General features: G+C 36.2%; 20 protein-coding genes and 1 tRNA gene. 8 read left to right on the top strand and 13 right to left on the bottom strand.

The window, feature by feature from the left end; translation table 11 throughout:
* Window positions 1–48: 48 nt before the first annotated feature.
* Window positions 49–756, top strand: coding sequence for a dipeptidase PepE (gene pepE, locus BLV64_RS11175; protein WP_092135392.1), 708 nt, complete (start codon window positions 49–51; stop codon window positions 754–756).
* A 28-nt stretch (window positions 757–784) separates the two neighbouring features.
* On the opposite strand, the gene BLV64_RS11170 is transcribed toward pepE, so the two are convergent.
* Together BLV64_RS11170 and BLV64_RS11165 are read right to left on the bottom strand one after the other, a co-directional pair.
* Window positions 785–857 (bottom strand) — tRNA-Gly (locus BLV64_RS11170).
* A 50-nt stretch (window positions 858–907) separates the two neighbouring features.
* Window positions 908–1,333 (bottom strand): GNAT family N-acetyltransferase, encoded by a 426-nt coding sequence (locus tag BLV64_RS11165; RefSeq protein WP_092135389.1) that lies wholly within the window; start codon window positions 1,331–1,333, stop codon window positions 908–910.
* A gap of 123 nt (window positions 1,334–1,456) precedes the next feature.
* On the opposite strand from BLV64_RS11165, the gene BLV64_RS11160 reads away from it, so the two are divergent.
* The 3 genes from BLV64_RS11160 to BLV64_RS11150 all read left to right on the top strand — a co-directional run bounded on the left by BLV64_RS11160 (window position 1,457) and on the right by BLV64_RS11150 (window position 4,277).
* Window positions 1,457–2,179: a M15 family metallopeptidase gene (locus BLV64_RS11160; protein WP_092135386.1), complete on the top strand. Its 723-nt coding sequence runs from the start codon at window positions 1,457–1,459 to the stop codon at window positions 2,177–2,179.
* Window positions 2,180–2,324: 145 nt separating this feature from the next.
* Complete coding sequence (gpmI, locus tag BLV64_RS11155) at window positions 2,325–3,842, top strand: 2,3-bisphosphoglycerate-independent phosphoglycerate mutase (RefSeq protein WP_092135384.1); 1,518 nt, start codon at window positions 2,325–2,327, stop codon at window positions 3,840–3,842.
* 30 nt (window positions 3,843–3,872) lie between these two features.
* On the top strand, window positions 3,873–4,277 hold the full coding sequence (locus tag BLV64_RS11150; RefSeq protein WP_394332347.1) for a BT0820 family HAD-type phosphatase: 405 nt from the start codon (window positions 3,873–3,875) through the stop codon (window positions 4,275–4,277).
* Here BLV64_RS11150 and BLV64_RS11145 read toward each other — a convergent pair whose 3' ends face one another.
* On the bottom strand, window positions 4,278–5,549 hold the full coding sequence (locus tag BLV64_RS11145) for an acetyl-CoA hydrolase/transferase family protein (protein WP_092135378.1): 1,272 nt from the start codon (window positions 5,547–5,549) through the stop codon (window positions 4,278–4,280).
* A gap of 124 nt (window positions 5,550–5,673) precedes the next feature.
* Here BLV64_RS11145 and map point away from each other — a divergent pair, with 124 nt between their 5' ends.
* Genes map through BLV64_RS11130 form a run of 3 tightly spaced genes read left to right on the top strand, consistent with a single transcriptional unit; the run spans window position 5,674 to window position 8,067 of the window.
* On the top strand, window positions 5,674–6,492 hold the full coding sequence (gene map / locus BLV64_RS11140; RefSeq protein ID WP_092135375.1) for a type I methionyl aminopeptidase: 819 nt from the start codon (window positions 5,674–5,676) through the stop codon (window positions 6,490–6,492).
* Between the two features lie 10 nt (window positions 6,493–6,502).
* A complete protein-coding gene (locus tag BLV64_RS11135) occupies window positions 6,503–7,291 on the top strand; it encodes a DUF3050 domain-containing protein (protein WP_092135372.1) in 789 nt (262 codons plus the stop codon).
* A gap of 8 nt (window positions 7,292–7,299) precedes the next feature.
* Window positions 7,300–8,067 carry a class I SAM-dependent methyltransferase gene (locus BLV64_RS11130; RefSeq protein WP_092135369.1) on the top strand — a complete coding sequence of 256 codons (768 nt, stop codon included), beginning with the start codon at window positions 7,300–7,302 and terminating at the stop codon, window positions 8,065–8,067.
* A 3-nt stretch (window positions 8,068–8,070) separates the two neighbouring features.
* On the opposite strand, the gene BLV64_RS11125 is transcribed toward BLV64_RS11130, so the two are convergent.
* The 10 genes from BLV64_RS11125 to BLV64_RS11085 all read right to left on the bottom strand — a co-directional run bounded on the left by BLV64_RS11125 (window position 8,071) and on the right by BLV64_RS11085 (window position 16,552).
* Complete coding sequence (locus tag BLV64_RS11125) at window positions 8,071–9,054, bottom strand: FAD:protein FMN transferase (protein WP_092135366.1); 984 nt, start codon at window positions 9,052–9,054, stop codon at window positions 8,071–8,073.
* A 48-nt stretch (window positions 9,055–9,102) separates the two neighbouring features.
* Entirely contained in the window at window positions 9,103–9,480 is a 378-nt protein-coding gene (locus BLV64_RS11120) for a Na(+)-translocating NADH-quinone reductase subunit F (RefSeq protein WP_092135363.1), read from the bottom strand.
* Window positions 9,481–9,619: 139 nt separating this feature from the next.
* Window positions 9,620–10,033 (bottom strand): hypothetical protein, encoded by a 414-nt coding sequence (locus tag BLV64_RS11115; RefSeq protein ID WP_092135360.1) that lies wholly within the window; start codon window positions 10,031–10,033, stop codon window positions 9,620–9,622.
* Window positions 10,034–10,047: 14 nt separating this feature from the next.
* The gene (locus BLV64_RS14575) at window positions 10,048–10,203 is read right to left on the bottom strand and encodes a hypothetical protein (protein WP_177165328.1); all 156 of its coding nucleotides are present in this window, start codon (window positions 10,201–10,203) and stop codon (window positions 10,048–10,050) included.
* Between the two features lie 193 nt (window positions 10,204–10,396).
* Window positions 10,397–11,704: an NADH:ubiquinone reductase (Na(+)-transporting) subunit F gene (gene nqrF / locus BLV64_RS11110; protein ID WP_092135358.1), complete on the bottom strand. Its 1,308-nt coding sequence runs from the start codon at window positions 11,702–11,704 to the stop codon at window positions 10,397–10,399.
* Window position 11,705: 1 nt separating this feature from the next.
* Complete coding sequence (gene nqrE, locus BLV64_RS11105) at window positions 11,706–12,437, bottom strand: NADH:ubiquinone reductase (Na(+)-transporting) subunit E (protein ID WP_092135355.1); 732 nt, start codon at window positions 12,435–12,437, stop codon at window positions 11,706–11,708.
* Between the two features lie 63 nt (window positions 12,438–12,500).
* The gene (locus BLV64_RS11100) at window positions 12,501–13,145 is read right to left on the bottom strand and encodes an NADH:ubiquinone reductase (Na(+)-transporting) subunit D (RefSeq protein WP_092135352.1); all 645 of its coding nucleotides are present in this window, start codon (window positions 13,143–13,145) and stop codon (window positions 12,501–12,503) included.
* Window position 13,146: 1 nt separating this feature from the next.
* Window positions 13,147–13,944, bottom strand: coding sequence for a Na(+)-translocating NADH-quinone reductase subunit C (locus BLV64_RS11095; RefSeq protein WP_092135350.1), 798 nt, complete (start codon window positions 13,942–13,944; stop codon window positions 13,147–13,149).
* A gap of 2 nt (window positions 13,945–13,946) precedes the next feature.
* Window positions 13,947–15,158, bottom strand: a complete 1,212-nt coding sequence (locus tag BLV64_RS11090) for an NADH:ubiquinone reductase (Na(+)-transporting) subunit B (RefSeq protein WP_092135349.1) — start codon at window positions 15,156–15,158, stop codon at window positions 13,947–13,949.
* A 38-nt stretch (window positions 15,159–15,196) separates the two neighbouring features.
* Window positions 15,197–16,552: a Na(+)-translocating NADH-quinone reductase subunit A gene (locus BLV64_RS11085; RefSeq protein ID WP_092135348.1), complete on the bottom strand. Its 1,356-nt coding sequence runs from the start codon at window positions 16,550–16,552 to the stop codon at window positions 15,197–15,199.
* 188 nt (window positions 16,553–16,740) lie between these two features.
* Here BLV64_RS11085 and BLV64_RS11080 point away from each other — a divergent pair, with 188 nt between their 5' ends.
* Window positions 16,741–17,988, top strand: coding sequence for a type IX secretion system plug protein (locus tag BLV64_RS11080; protein WP_092135347.1), 1,248 nt, complete (start codon window positions 16,741–16,743; stop codon window positions 17,986–17,988).
* Window positions 17,989–18,057 lie beyond the last annotated feature (69 nt).

Below are 18,057 nucleotides of genomic sequence, written 5' to 3'. Positions count from 1 at the left end.
TTACAATAAATACTTAAACTAAAATCGTCTTTAACATAATACCCAGCTATGAAACATTTAATTATTGCGAGTACTTCAACTGTATTTGGAGGTGAGCCCTTAGATTATCTTCTAGAAGCGCTTTCTGAATTATACAAAAATACCGATACCGTTTTATTTATACCCTACGCGCGACCTGGAGGCATTACTCATGATGAATACACCAGTAAAATTCAAGTTGCTTTTAGCAAAATAAACAAAAAGGTCGTGGGCATCCACACGTTTAAATCGGCAACACAAGCGCTTCAAGAGGCAAAGGGAATTTATGTTGGTGGTGGAAACACCTTTGTTCTAGTCAGCCAATTGTATAAAAACAACTGTTTAAACATCTTAAAAGATGTCGTTTTAAACGGGGTTCCTTATTTGGGTACCAGCGCAGGAAGTAATATATGCGGATTGACAATGAGTACGACTAACGATATGCCCATTGTATACCCGCCTAGCTTTAAGACCTTAGGTTTTGTTCCCTTTAATATCAACCCCCATTATTTAGACCCTATTGAAGGAGACACACACATGGGAGAAACCCGTGAGACGCGAATTAATGAATTCCACCATTATAACACACAACCGGTTGTTGGATTACGAGAAGGCAGTTGGATAGAAATAAAAGATGACACTACGTTACTAAAAGGTCCTTTAAAAGCAATTATTTTTGAGTATAAAAAAGCGGCTTATGAAATGGAATCTGGAAGCTCCTTAAAGCATATAAAATAAAAAAGCCTCATCGTTTGATGAGGCTTTGAGCGAGAGACCGGGTTCGAACCGGCGACATTCAGCTTGGAAGGCTGACGCTCTACCAACTGAGCTACTCTCGCATTTCCGAGTGCAAATATAATTAAACATTTTAATTATCTACAAGGATTTTTTAAAATTTCTTTAAAAAATGATACCCTTTAATTTCATACCCTCGATTGTAGTAGAATTTGTGTGACGGGTAGTTTTGGACGTAAGTATTTAATTCTGAAGCCTTACACCCTTTAGATTGCGCATAATTATCGACCCATTCCATCACTATTTTTCCTAGTCCTTGACCCTGAAATTTTTTTTCGATGTAGAGATGATCGATTTCTACCGATTTTCCTACATAATGACGGGTCATAAACCATAACCCACAGATTCCTATAAGGTTACCGTTTTTATAGACACCAATACACTCATAATTCTGAGTTACCATTTCTAAAAGGCGTTCTTGTAAAACAGCTTCCGAATTGGCATCATCGGACAGTTTTTGTAAAAATGGAATGATTACAAAAATATCTTTCGCGTCTATAATTTTAAAATCAACAGGCATATCTAACGGTTTTATTTTAGCAAAATTACTTATAATTTAAATCGCTGACTTATTTATTTCTCTCTGAAATCTATTTCAGGTATTTTAGGCGCACGAATTGCAACAGTATTATCTTTTCAATCCATGACACAGATTAAACCCTTTCTTATTTTTCTCCTATGCGTATTTATGTTTACAGCATCGACTAGCTATAGCCAGCAAACCATTCCTACCGAAGAACTACTCGGGCAAGGAACACCTGCTTTATATGGCAACGGATACAAATTGCGTAAAGAAGCCTATGATGCATTCTTAAAGCTACAGGCCGAAGCAAAAAAAGAAGGTATTAGCATAGCTGCAGTTTCCAGTTATCGTAATTTTAATCATCAAAAACGTATATGGAATAGAAAATATAACAGATATATTTCTCAAGGACTCTCTCCACAGGCTAGCATTGCTAAAATAATTGAATACTCTACAATTCCAGGTACCTCTAGACACCATTGGGGAACGGATATCGATGTTTACGACACCAGTGTACCGCAACCTTCAGGGATTTTACAGCCTAAAAATTACCATGGTAATGGGGTGTATTGCAAGCTTAAAGACTGGATGGATAAAAATGCCGAACGCCATGGATTCTATTTAGTGTTCACAGACACCTATCATCGAAAAGGCTTTAAATATGAACCTTGGCATTACAGTTATAAGCCCCTTTCAAAACCGTACTTAGAGGCGTATCGTAAGCTTGATATATCAAAACTTTTAAAAACTGCAGACCTTTTAGGGAGTACGTATTTTGATGCTGATTTTATACAACACTACATTTCTGAAAACATTTTAGATATTAATCCTAAGTTGTTGTGATATTTAAAACACAGCATTAATAATGGACCCTATTCGTAATTAACAAGTACCGGTTACACCTAGGGGCGTATCAGTTTTCAAAAGTGTATTCTACTTTATTTCTCAAACTTCAGTACCTTTGCAATCAGCTAAAAACTCGAAAATAATGAACAAAAAAGTTATTTTAATGATTCTTGATGGTTGGGGTAAATCTCCAGACCCTAAAGTTTCTGCTATAGATCATGCGAAGACTCCGTTTATAGATAGTTTATATACCAAGTATCCACATGCGCAATTGCGTACCGATGGCTTACATGTAGGTCTTCCAGAAGGACAAATGGGAAATAGTGAGGTTGGCCATATGAATTTAGGGGCGGGACGCATTGTATATCAAGATTTAGCAAAAATAAATTTAGCTGTAGAAAAGCAGACTTTAGCTTTAGAACCTGTATTGCGAAATGCCTTTCAATACGCAAAGGAAAATAATAAAGCGGTTCATTTTTTAGGACTTGTAAGCGATGGCGGAGTCCATTCTCACATTAATCATTTAAAAGGCTTATTGGATGTTGCCGAGAACTTAGAACTCGACAACACCTTTATCCATGCCTTTACTGACGGTAGAGATGTAGACCCTAAATCGGGAAAGCATTTTATTGAAGACCTTCAAAATTACACAGCAAATACACGTGCAAAATTAGCCTCAATTACTGGGCGCTATTACGCCATGGACAGAGACCAACGTTGGGAACGCGTAAAATTAGCATACGATGCTTTAATACATGGTCAAGGCACCCATTCTACTAACGCAGTAGATAGCATACAAGAAAGTTATGATAATGGTATTACTGATGAGTTTATCCAACCAATTATAATGGTCGACAACAATCAGAAGCCGTTAGCAACCATAAAAGAGGATGATGTTGTTGTCTTTTTTAATTTTAGAACCGACAGAGGGCGTCAGCTAACAGATGCTTTATCACAACGTGATTTTCCAGTATACGAAATGCATAAGTTAAATCTGCACTACGTTACCTTAACTAATTACGACGAAAATTTTAAAGGGCTACATGTCGTTTTTAATAAAGATAATATCACTAAAACTTTAGGCGAAGTATTAGAAAAAGAAAATAAAAAACAAATTAGAATTGCTGAGACAGAAAAGTATCCGCACGTTACTTTTTTCTTTTCCGGTGGTAGAGAAACGCCATTTATAGGAGAATCGCGTATATTAAAACATTCACCTAAAGTAGCTACTTACGATTTAAAACCTGAAATGAGTGCTTTTGAACTTACTGATGCCCTTGTTCCGGAATTAAAGAATCAAGCGCCCGATTTTGTTTGTTTAAATTTTGCTAATGGTGATATGGTCGGACATACAGGAGTTATGGACGCGGCCATAAAAGCTTGTGAGGCTGTGGACACCTGTGTAGAAAAGGTGGTGACTACAGCGTTGGAAAACGGATACACCACACTATTAATTGCCGATCATGGTAATTGTGAAACGATGATAAACCCAGACGGATCACCAAATACAGCACATACCACTAACCCGGTACCTCTAATTTTAATAGATAAAGACTTAACCGCAATTAAAAATGGAATTCTTGGCGATGTAGCGCCTACCATTTTAAAATTAATGGGTATTGAACAGCCAAAAGCCATGACCCAACATGCATTAATTTAATTGGGAGTAGCATAAAAAAAGAAATCAATGATGAAAAAAGGATTAATAATAGCGGTAGATTTTGATGGAACGATTGTAGAGGACAAATACCCTGGGATTGGAAAACCAAGACTCTTTGTTTTTGAAACATTAAAACGACTGCAACACGATGGTCACCGTTTAATTTTATGGACCTATAGATCGGGTGAAAAATTAGATGAAGCCGTTAACTTTTGTAAAGAAAACGGCATCTCTTTTTATGCTGTTAATGAAAGTTACCCCAACGAAGAACTTACAGCTACTGTAAGTCGGAAAATTAATGCCGATATTTTTATAGACGATCGTAATATTGGTGGTGTTTATGGTTGGGGAGAAGTTTATCAAAAATTAACCAACGAAACCCCAACGATTCCAAAACCTAAAAAGAAAGGCTTATTTTCTTTTCTAAACAAATAACTAGCCTCTAGACAATTCAAAATACTGTTTATCAATGTGTTCTTGATGCTTAGGGTGCGCGATATTTACTAAGGCTTTTTCGCGCTCTTGAATAGTTTTTCCATACAGGTTTGCAATACCATATTCCGTAACCACATAATGCACATGTGCCCTTGTGGTTACCACGCCTGCACCAGGATTTAAACTCGGAACAATACGACTTATCCCCGATTTGGTTGTTGATGGTAATGCAATAATCGCTTTACCCCCCTCACTTAGCGACGCTCCTCTAATAAAGTCCATTTGTCCACCCACTCCAGAGTACATATTAGAACCAATAGAATCAGCGCACACTTGGCCTGTTAAATCAACTTCGATAGCCGAGTTAATAGCTACCATTTTAGGGTTTTGCTTAATTACCGACACGTCATTTGTATAGTTAGCAGCCCGCATTTCTATATACGGATTATCATCTACGAAATCGTATAAACGTTTTGACCCTATTAAAAACGTAGCTAAAGCACGACCTCTATTTACACCTTTGTAATTACAATTAATCACGTTTTTTAAAATCAAATCAATCACACCATCTGAAAACATTTCGGTATGCAAGCCTAAATCTTTGTGGTGAATTAACCGTGACAACACGGCGTTCGGGATGTTACCAATTCCCATTTGCAGGGTGCTTTTATCTTCAATTAAACTAGCAACATGGTTTCCTATTTCGTTCTCTATAGCCGAAGGTTCTGCTCCCCCGTGTTCTGGTAAAGGCTCATCAGATTCTACAAACGCATCAATTTCAGAAACATGAATTATCCCTGCCCCATGAGTTCTTGGCATTTGCTTATTGACTTGTGCAATCACATAATCGGCATTATCAATCGCTGCTAAAGTAGCCTCTACCGAAACACCTAAGGAACAGTACCCATGACGATCGGGAACAGACACTTGTATTAATGCCGCTTGTAAATCAACTATATTACGTTTAAATAACAAAGGCACTTCACTTAAAAACACAGGGGTATACGACCCATTTCCAGCTTTTAGGGTATGGCGGACATTTTTTCCGATAAAAAAAGAATTGACATGAAAACTGGCTCGCAATTCCGGATTCGCATAAGGTGCCTCGCCCTCGGTGTGCAACTGACAAATTTGAACATTTCTTAATTCTTCATGTCTATTCGTTAGTGCTTCAATGAGAAGTCGAGGAGCCGCAGCAGCCGCTTGAATATAAATTTTACTATTAGACTTTATAACTTTTACGGCGTCTTCAGCCGAAACTGGGGTATACATAATCACTGATTTTAGATTTACAAATATCTCAAAAATAATAGACCTAAAAACTACCAAAAGTCATATTCTAGAAACATTATATAGCGCATTAAATTTATTATCTTTGCAAGATATTTTTATGTCCATGATTATAATAAAAACAAGAGAAGAAATAGAACTCATGCGAGAAAGCGCATTAGTAGTATCTAAAACCTTAGGTGAAGTAGCAAAAGCTATAAAACCAGGTGTTAGCACTTTAGAATTAGATAAAATTGCCGAAGAATGTATTAGGGATCAAGGTGCCATACCAGGATTTTTAGGCTTATATGATTTTCCAAACACGCTTTGCATGAGTCCTAACTCGCAAGTCGTTCACGGTATCCCTAACAGCACACCTTTAGAAGAAGGCGATATTATTTCGGTAGATTGTGGGGCTATTAAAAATGGATTTTATGGTGATCATGCCTATACGTTTGCAGTAGGCGAAATCGATGCTGAAATCGAAAAACTTTTGCAAGTCACTAAAGACTCTTTATATATTGGTATTGCTGAATTAAAAAAGGGGAATCGCGTTGGTGATGTTGGTTTTGCTATTCAGAAGTATTGTGAAGATTACGGGTACGGTGTTGTTCGTGAATTGGTCGGACATGGTATAGGCCGTAAAATGCACGAAGATCCTGAAATGCCAAACTACGGAAAACGTGGTCGCGGTAAAAAATTAGTTGACGGTATGGTCGTTGCTATCGAGCCTATGATTAACCTAGGTACACAACGTATTAAACAACATAGAGACGGTTGGACAATCACCACATTAGATGGAAAACCAAGTGCACATTTTGAACATGATGTGGCTATTGTTGATGGAAAACCAGAATTGCTATCCACTTTCGCGTATATTTATGAAGCATTAGGCATAACATCTAACGAGGAAGATGCATTTAGACAAGTGCCATTAGCGCTATAATTATTCTAAAATGAATCATATTGCTCACATTGAAGCGGAATTAGCGCCTTTAAAAACACAATTAAAGGAGCATAAACTGTACAAAAACCTAAACTCTATTGAAGATATTAAAATCTTTATGGAGCAGCATGTTTATGCTGTTTGGGATTTTATGTCCTTATTAAAAGCGCTTCAAATTCATTTAACCACGGTAACTTTACCATGGGTTCCGGTGAGTAACCCCACAATTTCTCAATTCATTAATGAAATCGTTTTAGGAGAAGAGAGCGATGTTAACGCCCATAATGTACCACAAAGTCATTATGAAATGTATCTTGATGCGATGCATCAAATTAACGCGAATACAACGCCAGTAACCCAATTGGTGACCTATATACAAAACGGTGATTCTCTATCAACAGCTTTAGATAAAATTGAGATCCACAAAGACACTAAAGCCTTCGTTACACATACTTTTGAGGTTATTAACACGAATGAAATTCATAAAATCGCTTCCGATTTCACGTTTGGTCGTGAAGATTTAATTCCAGATATGTTTTTACAAATTATTTCGGAATCTGAGAAAGATAGTAGCCCGAGCCCATATAGTAAGTTAAGTTATTATTTACATCGTCATATAGAGGTTGATGGCGATAATCACGGTCCGTTATCTATAAAAATGATTTCCGAATTATGTGGTGATGACGCGAAAAAATGGGAAGATGTATTGCTTACGGCAAAAGCTTCTCTTCGTTCTAGACTGCTTCTTTGGGACACTATTAATAACCTTATCCTAGAGAGGAAAAATAAACTAGCCTAGCTACTGCTTTGAAACACCTTTTTAAATTCTTTTTAAACTTTTTACCTCGACCTTTTTTAATTAGGTTAAGCTATACTGTTCGTCCGTTTTTAGCCTTCTTTTTAAAAGGGGACCAGTTTATCGACCCTATAGATGGTAAAGGGTTTAAAACCTTTTTACCTTACGGTTATGGCAACCAAAGAAACAATGTATTATCACCGTCTACATTAAGCTTAGAGCGTCACCGTCTTTTATGGCTGTATTTAAAAAATGATACCGATTTTTTTACGGCGCAAAAAAGTGTTTTACATTTTGCTCCCGAGCAGTGTTTTTTACAGTGTTTTCGCGACTTAAAGAATTTAGACTATACAACGACCGATTTAGAGTCTCCGATTGCAGATGTTAAAGCAGATATATGCGCTTTACCATTTAAAGACAACAGTTATGATGTTATTTTATGTAATCACGTCTTAGAACACATCCCAGACGATAAGACTGCAATGAAAGAGCTCTACCGAGTTATGAAACCTGGAGGCTATGGTATTTTTCAAATCCCTCAAGATCTAGAGCGTGAAACAACATTTGAAGACGACTCGATAACCGATAAAAAAGAACGCGCTAGAGTATTTGGACAATACGACCACGTACGGGTTTACGGCCGCGACTATTTTAACATGTTAAGACGGGTTGGGTTTACTGTTGAAGAAGTCGATTACACTGCAAAATTAAGCGATAACGACATCACGACTTACTGCTTAGCAAAAGGCGAAATTATTCCTGTAGTCTATAAAAAATAAGCGCTATTCTGGGAAGTTATTAAACCCAATAGATTCATACTCCTTATTTTCATTTTCAAAGATGATATAGGCTTTAAGCTCTTTATGTTTGGACAAAAATTGTTTAACGCCTTCTAATCCCATGGCTTGTAAAGCGGTAGCATACCCATCGGCTAGCATACAATTTTCAGCTATCACCGAGGCACTAAGAATATTGGTTTTTGTAGGGTATCCGGTTTTAGTATCTATAATATGTGCGTATCTGTTTCCGTTTTCGTCAATTTTAAACTTTCTATACGTTCCAGAAGTAGCCATGGCCTCATCCTTTAAAACGAATACTTTATCATAAGTCTGAGAACCATCAAAATTAGGATTTTCAATTCCTACAGTCCATCCTTTTTTAGTTTCTACATTTTGCCCTCTTGCTACCAATTCACCGCCGACATTCACCATAAAATTAGTCACTTTTTCACGCAATAAAAAGTCTCCAATAACATCAACAGCATACCCTTTAGCTATGGCGTTAAAATCCAGATATGGTCGTGGGTAGCTCTCTCTAATCCTGTTACCACTTAACAACATTCTATTAAAGCCTACATACTGCATTAAACTATCTACTTTAACACTATCTATAGGTTTAGGATTTTTCTCTGAGCCGAAATCCCAAGCATTAACCAAAATCCCAATTGTAGGATCGAAAACACCTTTTGTTTCCTTAAAAATTTTCTTGGAGGCAATAAAAACATTTACAAAATGATTGTCTACAACTTCAATTTCACGACGGTTATACTTGGCAATATCAGAATCGGTTTGATAATTGGACATCGAATTATTAATAACAGTAAAGAGGCTGTCAAATTGAGTTCTATAGTTCTCGTTGGTCTCAGAATGGTAGGTTACCTCGTAAAATGTACCAAACACATCGCCTTTAACTTTTGTATTAACAGGTTCTTTTGTACAAGCTGTAACCGCAAGTACTAGCGTTATCAATAATCCTAATTTTTTCATTTTATTTTATTAAAGTCTATAATGTGGAATGGCGGCTATAAGCACGGATTAGTTTAAATGCGTCTCTATAAACTGAATACCGTTGTATTCTATTAAATAGTCTTCATTTAAGTAAATGGGCAAGTCTTCTCCATTAGGGTTCCCTAATCCTACGCCTGCATATAATACTTTTGCATCATTTTCTCGAGCGTGTTTCTTAAACGACTCCATCCAGATGACATCGTAATTATTAGGATTTTCCGGCAAAATAACAGCTTTTACAATCACAAAAAAATACTGTTTGTTTGCGTCTATACATACGAATTGTGGATGTCTTTTAAGCTTACTATTGATAGCTATAAATTCGAAGCCACGTTTCTCTAAATCCTTTCCAACGTGATTCATTGCAAGGTTATGCAATTCTTGTTTTGTAAGTGCTTTACTCATACTTCAAAATTAATACATAATAATAACTTTTACTAAAAAATGAAATCACTTATTTAAAAAAGACCGTTTTAAAACGCTGTATATTTAATAAAGCAAAACATGTTACAACTACAATTTGAAGTTATAACATTTCGCTAGCTTAATATTCAAAATTGTCATTAAGAAAATACGTAAACCGCAATTGACCTTTAAAGGTTAAGACAACAGAATCCTTATAGCCCGCGTGATAATTTAGTGGAAAGACTGTTCCTGAAGAAGATGTTCCGGTTAGCTCGGTCTTTCCTCCTTTTATGGATGCCAAACCAAAGCGTGTATTCAACTCCGTTTTAAAGCGACCAGAAGTTGATCTGAATTGAGCATTCGGACCCACACCATAAAAGAGTCGAGTAATTTTTTCTTCATTTATATTAAAAGAATTTATAGCAGTATTGGCATCGGGCTCATAGAGATTAGAGCTTGGGTAGGTGTTTTCTGGTGAATTGTTTATATAATCGACATCCACCCATAAACCAAACCAATTAAAATAATAATCTACAGACAAACCAAATTCCAAACCTGAAGTATAATCTATATACGGGTGTTATTCTTATACTCAGGCATATCGTAACCTATTCTAGGACTAAACTGCCAATACTTAGAATCCAACGGTGTGTCTTGCGCTAAGCTCTTAGCAGGTTGTGCAAGTACGCGTACCAGCAAAAGTAATTTTAATGCGTTTTTCATGGTAGGTAGATTTGGTTAGCTCGCAAATCAGCTATCAATTAAACTGAATTACAACGGGTTACAAAGTAAGATATAAAATTTTAACATAATAACTATACTTTCATATATAATTTTATAGTGATTGGTTTGGCTTTTATAAATAAAAAACCCCAACACGTTGGTGTTGGGGTTTTAATATAATTAATGGAAAAGTTTATCCTCCAAAGTCATCAAATCTAATGTTCTCATCTGGGATTCCGAAATCTTCACCCATTTTCTGAACGGCTTTGTTCATTAATGGTGGTCCACAGAAGTACAGTTCGATATCTTCAGGAGTTTCGTGGTGATTTAAATAGTTGTCAATCACACAGTTGTGAATAAATCCAACAAAACCATCTCCTGGAGCATCAATATTCTCTTTTACTTTCCAGTTATCTTCCTCTAAAGGTTCTGATAAAGCCAAGTAAAATTTAAAGTTTGGAAAGTCTCTTTCTAATTCTTTAAAGTGATCGATATAGAACAACTCTCTCTTAGAACGTCCACCATACCAATACGTCACTTTACGACCTGTTTTAAGGGTTTTAAATAAGTGATATAAGTGAGAACGCATTGGTGCCATTCCTGCTCCACCACCTACGTATAACATTTCTGCTTCACTTTCGTTGATAAAGAATTCACCGTAAGGTCCAGAGATTGTTACTTTATCACCTTTCTTTTGGTTAAAGATATAAGACGATGCGATACCTGGATTAATATCTGCCCATCCTCCTTTTGCTCTATCGAACGGTGGGGTAGCAATACGTACGTTAAGCATAATCTCACGTCCTTCAGCTGGGTAAGAAGCCATAGAATAAGCACGTTCTACAGTCTCTGTGTTTTTCATAACTAGAGGCCATAATTTAAACTTATCCCATTCCGCTTGAAACTTGTCTGGTGTATCGTGTTCTTCTGGGTGCGCAGTAATATCCATTTCAGAATACTTGATTTCACATGGTGGTATTTCAATCTGAATATACCCTCCTGCTTTATATCCCATATCTTCTGGAATCTCTACTACGAATTCTTTAATAAATGATGCCACATTATAATTACGTACCACGGTAGCTTCCCATTTCTTAATTCCGAAAACTTCCTCTGGAATCGTAATTTCCATGTCTTGTTTCACTTTTACCTGGCAAGATAAACGTGCACCTTCTTTCAATTCTTTTCTTGAAAAGTGAGGTGTTTCTGTTGGAAGTGCTTCACCACCTCCTGAAAGTACGTGACATTCACATTGAATACACGTTCCACCACCACCACAAGCAGATGGTAAGAATATTTTATTACTACCTAAAGTAGATAATAAAGTTCCTCCTGAATCTACTTCTATTTCTTTTTCACCATTGATCGTAATCTTTACTGGACCTGAAGGTGATAATTTTTGCTTAACAAATAATAGTAAACTAACCAATATTAGGGTAATTATTAAAAACGCTGCAACGGTAGCTATTATTGTTCCTGTTGTTCCTGCTGCTAAAATCATATTATTCTATTATTTTAGTGTTATTGGCTAATTCTACTACTGTTTCAGTTTCCGTTTCTATTGTTTCTACCTGAGACGTTGGTTCTCCTTCTTTAGGCGCTTCTTCTTCATCACCTCCTGTTAACATTCCACCAAAACTTAAGAAACCAATACCCATTAATCCGGTAATGATAAAAGTAATACCTAAACCTCTTAGCGGAGCAGGTACATTACTATATCTGATTTTCTCACGGATTGCTGCAATAGCTAGAATTGCTAAAAACCATCCGATTCCAGAAGACACTCCGTAATTAAGAGCTAATCCTAGTGTTTCAATTTCACGAGCTTGCATGAATAAAGACCCTCCTAAGATGGCACAGTTTACTGCAATAAGTGGTAAGAAAATACCTAATGAGTTATAAAGTGAAGGTGAGAATTTTTCAACTACTATCTCTACCAATTGTACCATTGTTGCGATGGTAGCAATAAACATAATGAAAGATAGGAAGCTTAAATCGTAATCTGCATATTCTGCACCTAACCATTTTAAAGCACCTGGCTGTAGTAAATACTGATCTAATAACCAGTTTAATGGTACTGTAATAGCTAATACGAATATTACCGCCGCTCCTAAACCAACAGCTGTAGCTACTTTTTTAGATACTGCTAAGTATGAACACATACCTAAGAATACCGCAAACACCATATTGTCAATAAAGATTGACTTAAAAAATAATTCTATGTGTTCTATCATTGTCTTTTATTTTTTTAGTTTTTGTTGTTGTTAATACAAACGCGAACATAAACTGTGTTTTGATTAGTCTTCGATTAATGCTTTGTTTCTACTACGTTGTACCCAAATAATAAGTCCTACGATAATTAAAGCCATTGGAGGCATTAACATAAACCCATTATTCTCGTATCCTAAAGCGTAAACACCTGTTTTTTCAATTGCATCTCCAAGTACAGGGATACCGAATAAAGTACCAGATCCAAGTAGTTCTCTAAAGAAACCTACTATAATAAGAATCACAGCATATCCTAAAGCGTTTCCAATACCATCTAAGAACGCTCTCCAAGGTCCGTTACCTAAGGCAAAGGCTTCAAAACGCCCCATAATGATACAGTTTGTAATAATTAACCCAATAAAAACAGATAGGGTTTTACTTAACTCGTATGCAAAGGCTTTTAAAACTTGATCTACAATAATTACTAGAGTTGCTACAACGATAAGTTGTACAATAATTCTAATTTTTGAAGGAATAATGTTACGCATTAAAGAGATAACAACATTTCCTATTCCTAATACGAATAACACTGCAATTCCCATTACAAGCGACGCTTTTAGCTCGGCAGTAATTGCTAACGCCGAACAAATACCTAGTACTTGAATAGTAATTGGGTTATTATCTGCTAACGGATCGGTAATTAACTTACTGTCCTTTTTTGAAAGTAGTCCCATATTAGTTAGTTTGTTTTTTTAAGTTCTCGAAGAAAGGCACATACAATTTTAAATCATTTTTTATCATTGCGGCAATACCATCTCCTGTAATTGTTGCTCCTGCTAAGGCATCAACTTTAAAATCTTCTTTTCTTTCGTTTAGTGGATCGTTATTTCCTTTAGCTACTGTAATTCCTTTAAAGGCTCCAGTATCGCTAAGTAAATGCTCTCCTTCGAAATCATCCATAAAATAACGTTGCTTAATATTAGCACCTAAACCTGGTGTTTCTCCAGCGTGATCAAAGAACACCCCTTGAATAACCATATTCTTATCTAATGCAACATATCCCCAGATAGCATCCCATAAACCTTTACCTCTTATAGGGGCAACATATACGGTTTGACCATCTTTCTCTCCTACAAATAGAGGCAATAATCTAGACGCTCCAGCCTTAGCGTTTGCTTGTTGTTTTTTAACATCAATTAAGTAAGGTTCTTGATTGTTATTTGCCGTCATATACTCTTGACGTGTCATTTGCTTAACAATGTTTCCATCTTTAGACTCCAAAACTAATTGCTCTGAAATTTTTGTAGAAAACAAATCACCTACTTTGTCTGTACCAACAAAAACAATATCATTATCTCCATTCTCATTTACGCCGATAGCATATAGAATGTTTTGTTGTTTTTCCATACGCTCGTTCTCCTCAATTGTTGGTTTTAAAGAAGACGCTGTAAAGGCTAATAAGGAACCTACTACAACCACCATTGCGATAGCAAATAGTATGGTGTATGAATTTTTATCTGTATTAACTGCCATAATTATGCTGTTTTTAGTTTTAAACGTTTCATTCTACGCTTAACGTTACCTTGTACCACATAGTGGTCGATAGTTGGCGCAAACACGTTCATTAATAAAATCGCTAACATTACACCTTCTGGGTATGCTGGGTTGAAGACACGAATCATAATAGAAATAAATCCAATTAAGAATCCGTAAATCCATTTTCCTTTGTTTGTTTGTGAAGCGGTAACAGGATCGGTAGCCATATAAACGGTACCAAAAGCAAATCCTCCAATTAATAAGTGCATCCAGAAATCGGTGCTCATTAATCCGTAAAACTTACTAGATTCTGAGATCCATCCGGCATCTACAACACCGTTAAAGATTAACCCCATAACAACAGCTCCTAAAACAGAAGACAACATAATTCTCCAGCTTCCAATTTTAGAAAAGATTAAGAACAATCCTCCTAATAAAATTAACAAGGCTGAAGTCTCTCCAACAGAACCAGGAATAAATCCGAAGAACATATCGGTCCAATCGTAAGCTACGGTTTGGTTTTGTGCTAAACTACCTAAAATAGTTTCACCTGATATGGCGTCTGGCTGACCTTCCATTGCTTTAGCTCCGTGTACCCATACTTTATCTCCCGACATCCATGTTGGGTAGGCGAAGAATAAAAAGGCACGAATAGTAAGCGCCGGGTTAAGAATATTCATTCCTGTTCCTCCAAACACTTCTTTACCAATAACAACTCCAAAGATAACAGCTACTGCAAGCATCCATAGTGGTGTGTCGATTGGAACGATTAAAGGCACTAACATTCCAGTTACTAAGTAACCTTCTTCTACTTCATGACCTTTAATTACAGCAAAAACAAACTCAACGGCTAAACCGACTACGTACGACACTATGACTAATGGCAATACTGTCCAAGCACCTATAACAAAATTATCCCAAGTTAGGAAATTCCCCATTAAAGACACTTCGGTAGCGATACCTTTAGCAGCATTGATTGCTGCATGATGTTGGTAACCTGCATTGAAGATTCCAAAAATTAAACAAGGAACCAATGCCATAATAACAGTGTTCATTGTTCTTTTTAAATCGTCGGCCACCTTAATATGAGTTCCATTGTGAGTGGTCTCATTTGGCAAGTATAAAAACGTATGGATTGCGTTAAACGCAGGTGCCATCTTAGTCCCCTTATACTTCTCTTTTAAATTATGTAAATTATTTTTTAAACCCATCTTGTGTATTTTTCATTTTGCTTTATGCAATGAATAATTTATCCAATTTCTTTAAGCATTAAGTCTAAACCTTTTCTAATAATATCTTGATGTGGTTGCTTAGACACACATACGAATTCTGTTAAAGCAAAATCTTCAGGTGCTACTTCGTACATCCCTAAAGCTTCCATTTCATCTAAATCCTCATACATACATGCTTTTAGAATTTGCATCGGGTAAATATCTAAAGGAAATACTTCCTCGAATGTTCCTGTAGTTACAAAATTTCTATGCTCTCCGTTTGTATTGGTATTTAAGTCGTATTTTTTATTTGGTGTCAACCAAGAGAACGTCATTGCTCTAGACGTAGACACTTTGTTAAATACAGGCTTATTCCATCCAAAAAACTCATAATCATCACCTTCTGGGATAACTGTTATTATATTGCTATAATAATCTAAATACCCGTCGGCCTTAACCTGTAGTCCAGTTAACACATCACCAGAAATAATACGATCGTTACCGCCTTTTTCTACACCATTATCAAAAACCATAGTAGCGACTTCACTACCAATTACGGTTTTGAAATATCTTGGTTTTTTAACAGAAGACCCTGCTAAAGCAACAGTACGTTTTGCGCTAAATTTTCCGGTTAATAACAACTCTCCAATAATAACAAGATCTTGTGCACTTACTGTCCACACGGTCTCACCCTTATTTACTGGATCGATTTTATTAATTTGTGTCCCCACATTCCCTGACGGGTGTGGCCCTGACACTTTATGAAGTGTGATACCTGATAACCCAGCCAATGGAGAGTTACCATTTTTATCCACACTCACATGAACCTTACCATTCGTTAATTTACCCAATGCCGTTACCGCAGCTTGAAGCTCTGCCTCTTTGCCTTGTAACACATAGTCTAAATCAGCAGCTAATGGTGCACTGGCGTAAGCCGATACAAAAATCGCTTTAGGGGTAACTTCAGGTTTTGCAATAACATCGTAAGGACGTTGTTTTACAAAAGCCCAACAACCCGACTCAAGCAATCTTGACTTTATAGCATCAGCATTTGCGCTATCAACATTTAAAGTCCCAAAATCTTTGAAGGTTTGTTCTTTATCAGCTTGAATTTTTACTGAAAGAATCTTTCTTTTTGCTCCTCGAGGAATTTCAACTATCTCACCAGAAACAGGAGATACGAATTTTACGTCTTCGTTAGCTTTATTGTAAAAGAGAACATCTCCTGCTTTTACTTTTGCGCCAACTTTAACTACCAATTTAGGAGTTACACTGTGGAAGTCGTCTGGTCTAACGCTATAAAAGTTACTAATAATGGCGTTTTCAGTCACCTTTTCAGCAGCTCCTTGTAGCTTTATATCTAGACCCTTCTTAATCTTAATGTCGTTTGACATATTAAAAATCTATTTGTTAATAGTTTATTGATATGATTTTTACGATCAATAAAAATCGAGGCAAATTTACGAATATTTACCTAATTACACGTTCAAAAAAAAGTATCTTATTTATTTATAACAATTCTAAATAAGCCAAAATGATTAGGCATAGAATTTGTTTATATTTACACTCTAAAACCAATAAAATGTCTTTATCATCAAAACTTTTCCTACTTGCATTACTCTCTTTTGGCATGGTCTTTTCTCAAGTAAAAGAGATTCAGCCGCAAGACTATATTAAAACCATTAGTTTTGGAAAAGGTCCGCAAAGTGAATTTCCAATTTTTAAACTAGGAGAGGCAATTACCTTAGAATTTGATGTTCTCAATGGTAATGAGGAAGATTATTACTACGAAGTAAAACACTACAATACCGATTGGACACCTTCGTCTCTTATAGAGTCTGAATACCTTGAGGGCTTTAACGAGCAACGTATTCGCGAGTATCAAAACTCATTTAACACGTACCAAATTTATTCGCATTATTCCATGACGATACCGAATGAGCAGACTCGTGGACTAAAAAAATCGGGAAACTATATTATCACTATTTATAACGATTATGACGAGATTGAGTTTACCCGAAAGTTTATGGTGTATGAAGATATAGTTAATGTGGGCGTGGCCATTAAACGCTCTCGCGATGTATCCGCTATTAAAGAAAAGCAAACGGTAGACATTGTTGTTAATGCTAATAATTTTCAATTTAACAACCCCAAACAAGCGGTTAAAGCGGTTATTATTCAGAATAACAATTTAAAAACAGCCATTACCAACTTAAAACCCCAGTATATCTTAGGCGAACAATTAACCTACCGTTATACCAAAGAAAGCAGTTTTTATGCCGGCAATGAGTATTTGTATTTTGAAAATAAAGATTTAAGAGGAGCCAATAACGGAGTACAATTTATACAACTCAAGGCGCTTTACAACACGTATTTGTACCGCAATCTTCCAAGATATGACGCGCCGTATACATACAACCCCGATATTAACGGTAATTTTTTAATAACAGCGCTAGATACGGATACACCTAAAACGAATGCCGATTATGCGCAGGTACATTTTAGCTTGCAATTAGAGCAGTTACCGGAGGATAAGACCGTACACGTTTACGGTTATTTTAATAATTATGTGGTAGACGAAAGCAACCAGATGACTTATTATAACGACTCAGGGAGTTACGAACTGCCACTCCTTTTAAAACAAGGTTTTTACAATTACAAATTTGTAGTAAAAGACAAGAAGGGAACTATAGACGAGAATGCAATAAGCGGTAACTTTTATCAGACTGAAAACGATTACAAAGTCCTTATTTATTACCGCGATTTGGGCGCGCGTTACGATCGTATAATTGGTGTTGGTGAAGGCAATTCGGTTAATATCACGAACTAAATCTGCGTTTCAACGAGTATTTTTAATCGTTACATATATTATTATGATTTAACACGTAATAATCTTACA

It is taken from the genome of Bizionia paragorgiae (assembly GCF_900107625.1).
GTDB classification, from domain to species: domain Bacteria; phylum Bacteroidota; class Bacteroidia; order Flavobacteriales; family Flavobacteriaceae; genus Bizionia; species Bizionia paragorgiae.
This window is presented reverse-complemented; position numbering and strand designations above follow the sequence as displayed.

Excerpts from the sequence above, each read along its gene's own strand:
- BLV64_RS11080 (WP_092135347.1), top strand. The coding sequence starts at position 16,741 with ATGTCTTTATCATCAAAACTTTTCCTACTTGCATTACTCTCTTTTGGC.
- BLV64_RS11135 (WP_092135372.1), top strand. The coding sequence starts at position 6,503 with ATGAATCATATTGCTCACATTGAAGCGGAATTAGCGCCTTTAAAAACA.
- nqrE (WP_092135355.1), bottom strand. The coding sequence starts at position 12,437 with ATGATAGAACACATAGAATTATTTTTTAAGTCAATCTTTATTGACAAT.
- BLV64_RS11100 (WP_092135352.1), bottom strand. The coding sequence starts at position 13,145 with ATGGGACTACTTTCAAAAAAGGACAGTAAGTTAATTACCGATCCGTTA.
- BLV64_RS11125 (WP_092135366.1), bottom strand. The coding sequence starts at position 9,054 with ATGAAAAAATTAGGATTATTGATAACGCTAGTACTTGCGGTTACAGCT.
- map (WP_092135375.1), top strand. The coding sequence starts at position 5,674 with ATGATTATAATAAAAACAAGAGAAGAAATAGAACTCATGCGAGAAAGC.
- pepE (WP_092135392.1), top strand. The coding sequence starts at position 49 with ATGAAACATTTAATTATTGCGAGTACTTCAACTGTATTTGGAGGTGAG.
- BLV64_RS14575 (WP_177165328.1), bottom strand. The coding sequence starts at position 10,203 with ATGAAAAACGCATTAAAATTACTTTTGCTGGTACGCGTACTTGCACAA.
- nqrF (WP_092135358.1), bottom strand. The coding sequence starts at position 11,704 with ATGATTTTAGCAGCAGGAACAACAGGAACAATAATAGCTACCGTTGCA.
- BLV64_RS11090 (WP_092135349.1), bottom strand. The coding sequence starts at position 15,158 with ATGGGTTTAAAAAATAATTTACATAATTTAAAAGAGAAGTATAAGGGG.
- BLV64_RS11165 (WP_092135389.1), bottom strand. The coding sequence starts at position 1,333 with ATGCCTGTTGATTTTAAAATTATAGACGCGAAAGATATTTTTGTAATC.
- BLV64_RS11095 (WP_092135350.1), bottom strand. The coding sequence starts at position 13,944 with ATGGCAGTTAATACAGATAAAAATTCATACACCATACTATTTGCTATC.
- BLV64_RS11085 (WP_092135348.1), bottom strand. The coding sequence starts at position 16,552 with ATGTCAAACGACATTAAGATTAAGAAGGGTCTAGATATAAAGCTACAA.
- BLV64_RS11120 (WP_092135363.1), bottom strand. The coding sequence starts at position 9,480 with ATGAGTAAAGCACTTACAAAACAAGAATTGCATAACCTTGCAATGAAT.
- gpmI (WP_092135384.1), top strand. The coding sequence starts at position 2,325 with ATGAACAAAAAAGTTATTTTAATGATTCTTGATGGTTGGGGTAAATCT.
- BLV64_RS11145 (WP_092135378.1), bottom strand. The coding sequence starts at position 5,549 with ATGTATACCCCAGTTTCGGCTGAAGACGCCGTAAAAGTTATAAAGTCT.
- BLV64_RS11160 (WP_092135386.1), top strand. The coding sequence starts at position 1,457 with ATGACACAGATTAAACCCTTTCTTATTTTTCTCCTATGCGTATTTATG.
- BLV64_RS11150 (WP_394332347.1), top strand. The coding sequence starts at position 3,873 with ATGAAAAAAGGATTAATAATAGCGGTAGATTTTGATGGAACGATTGTA.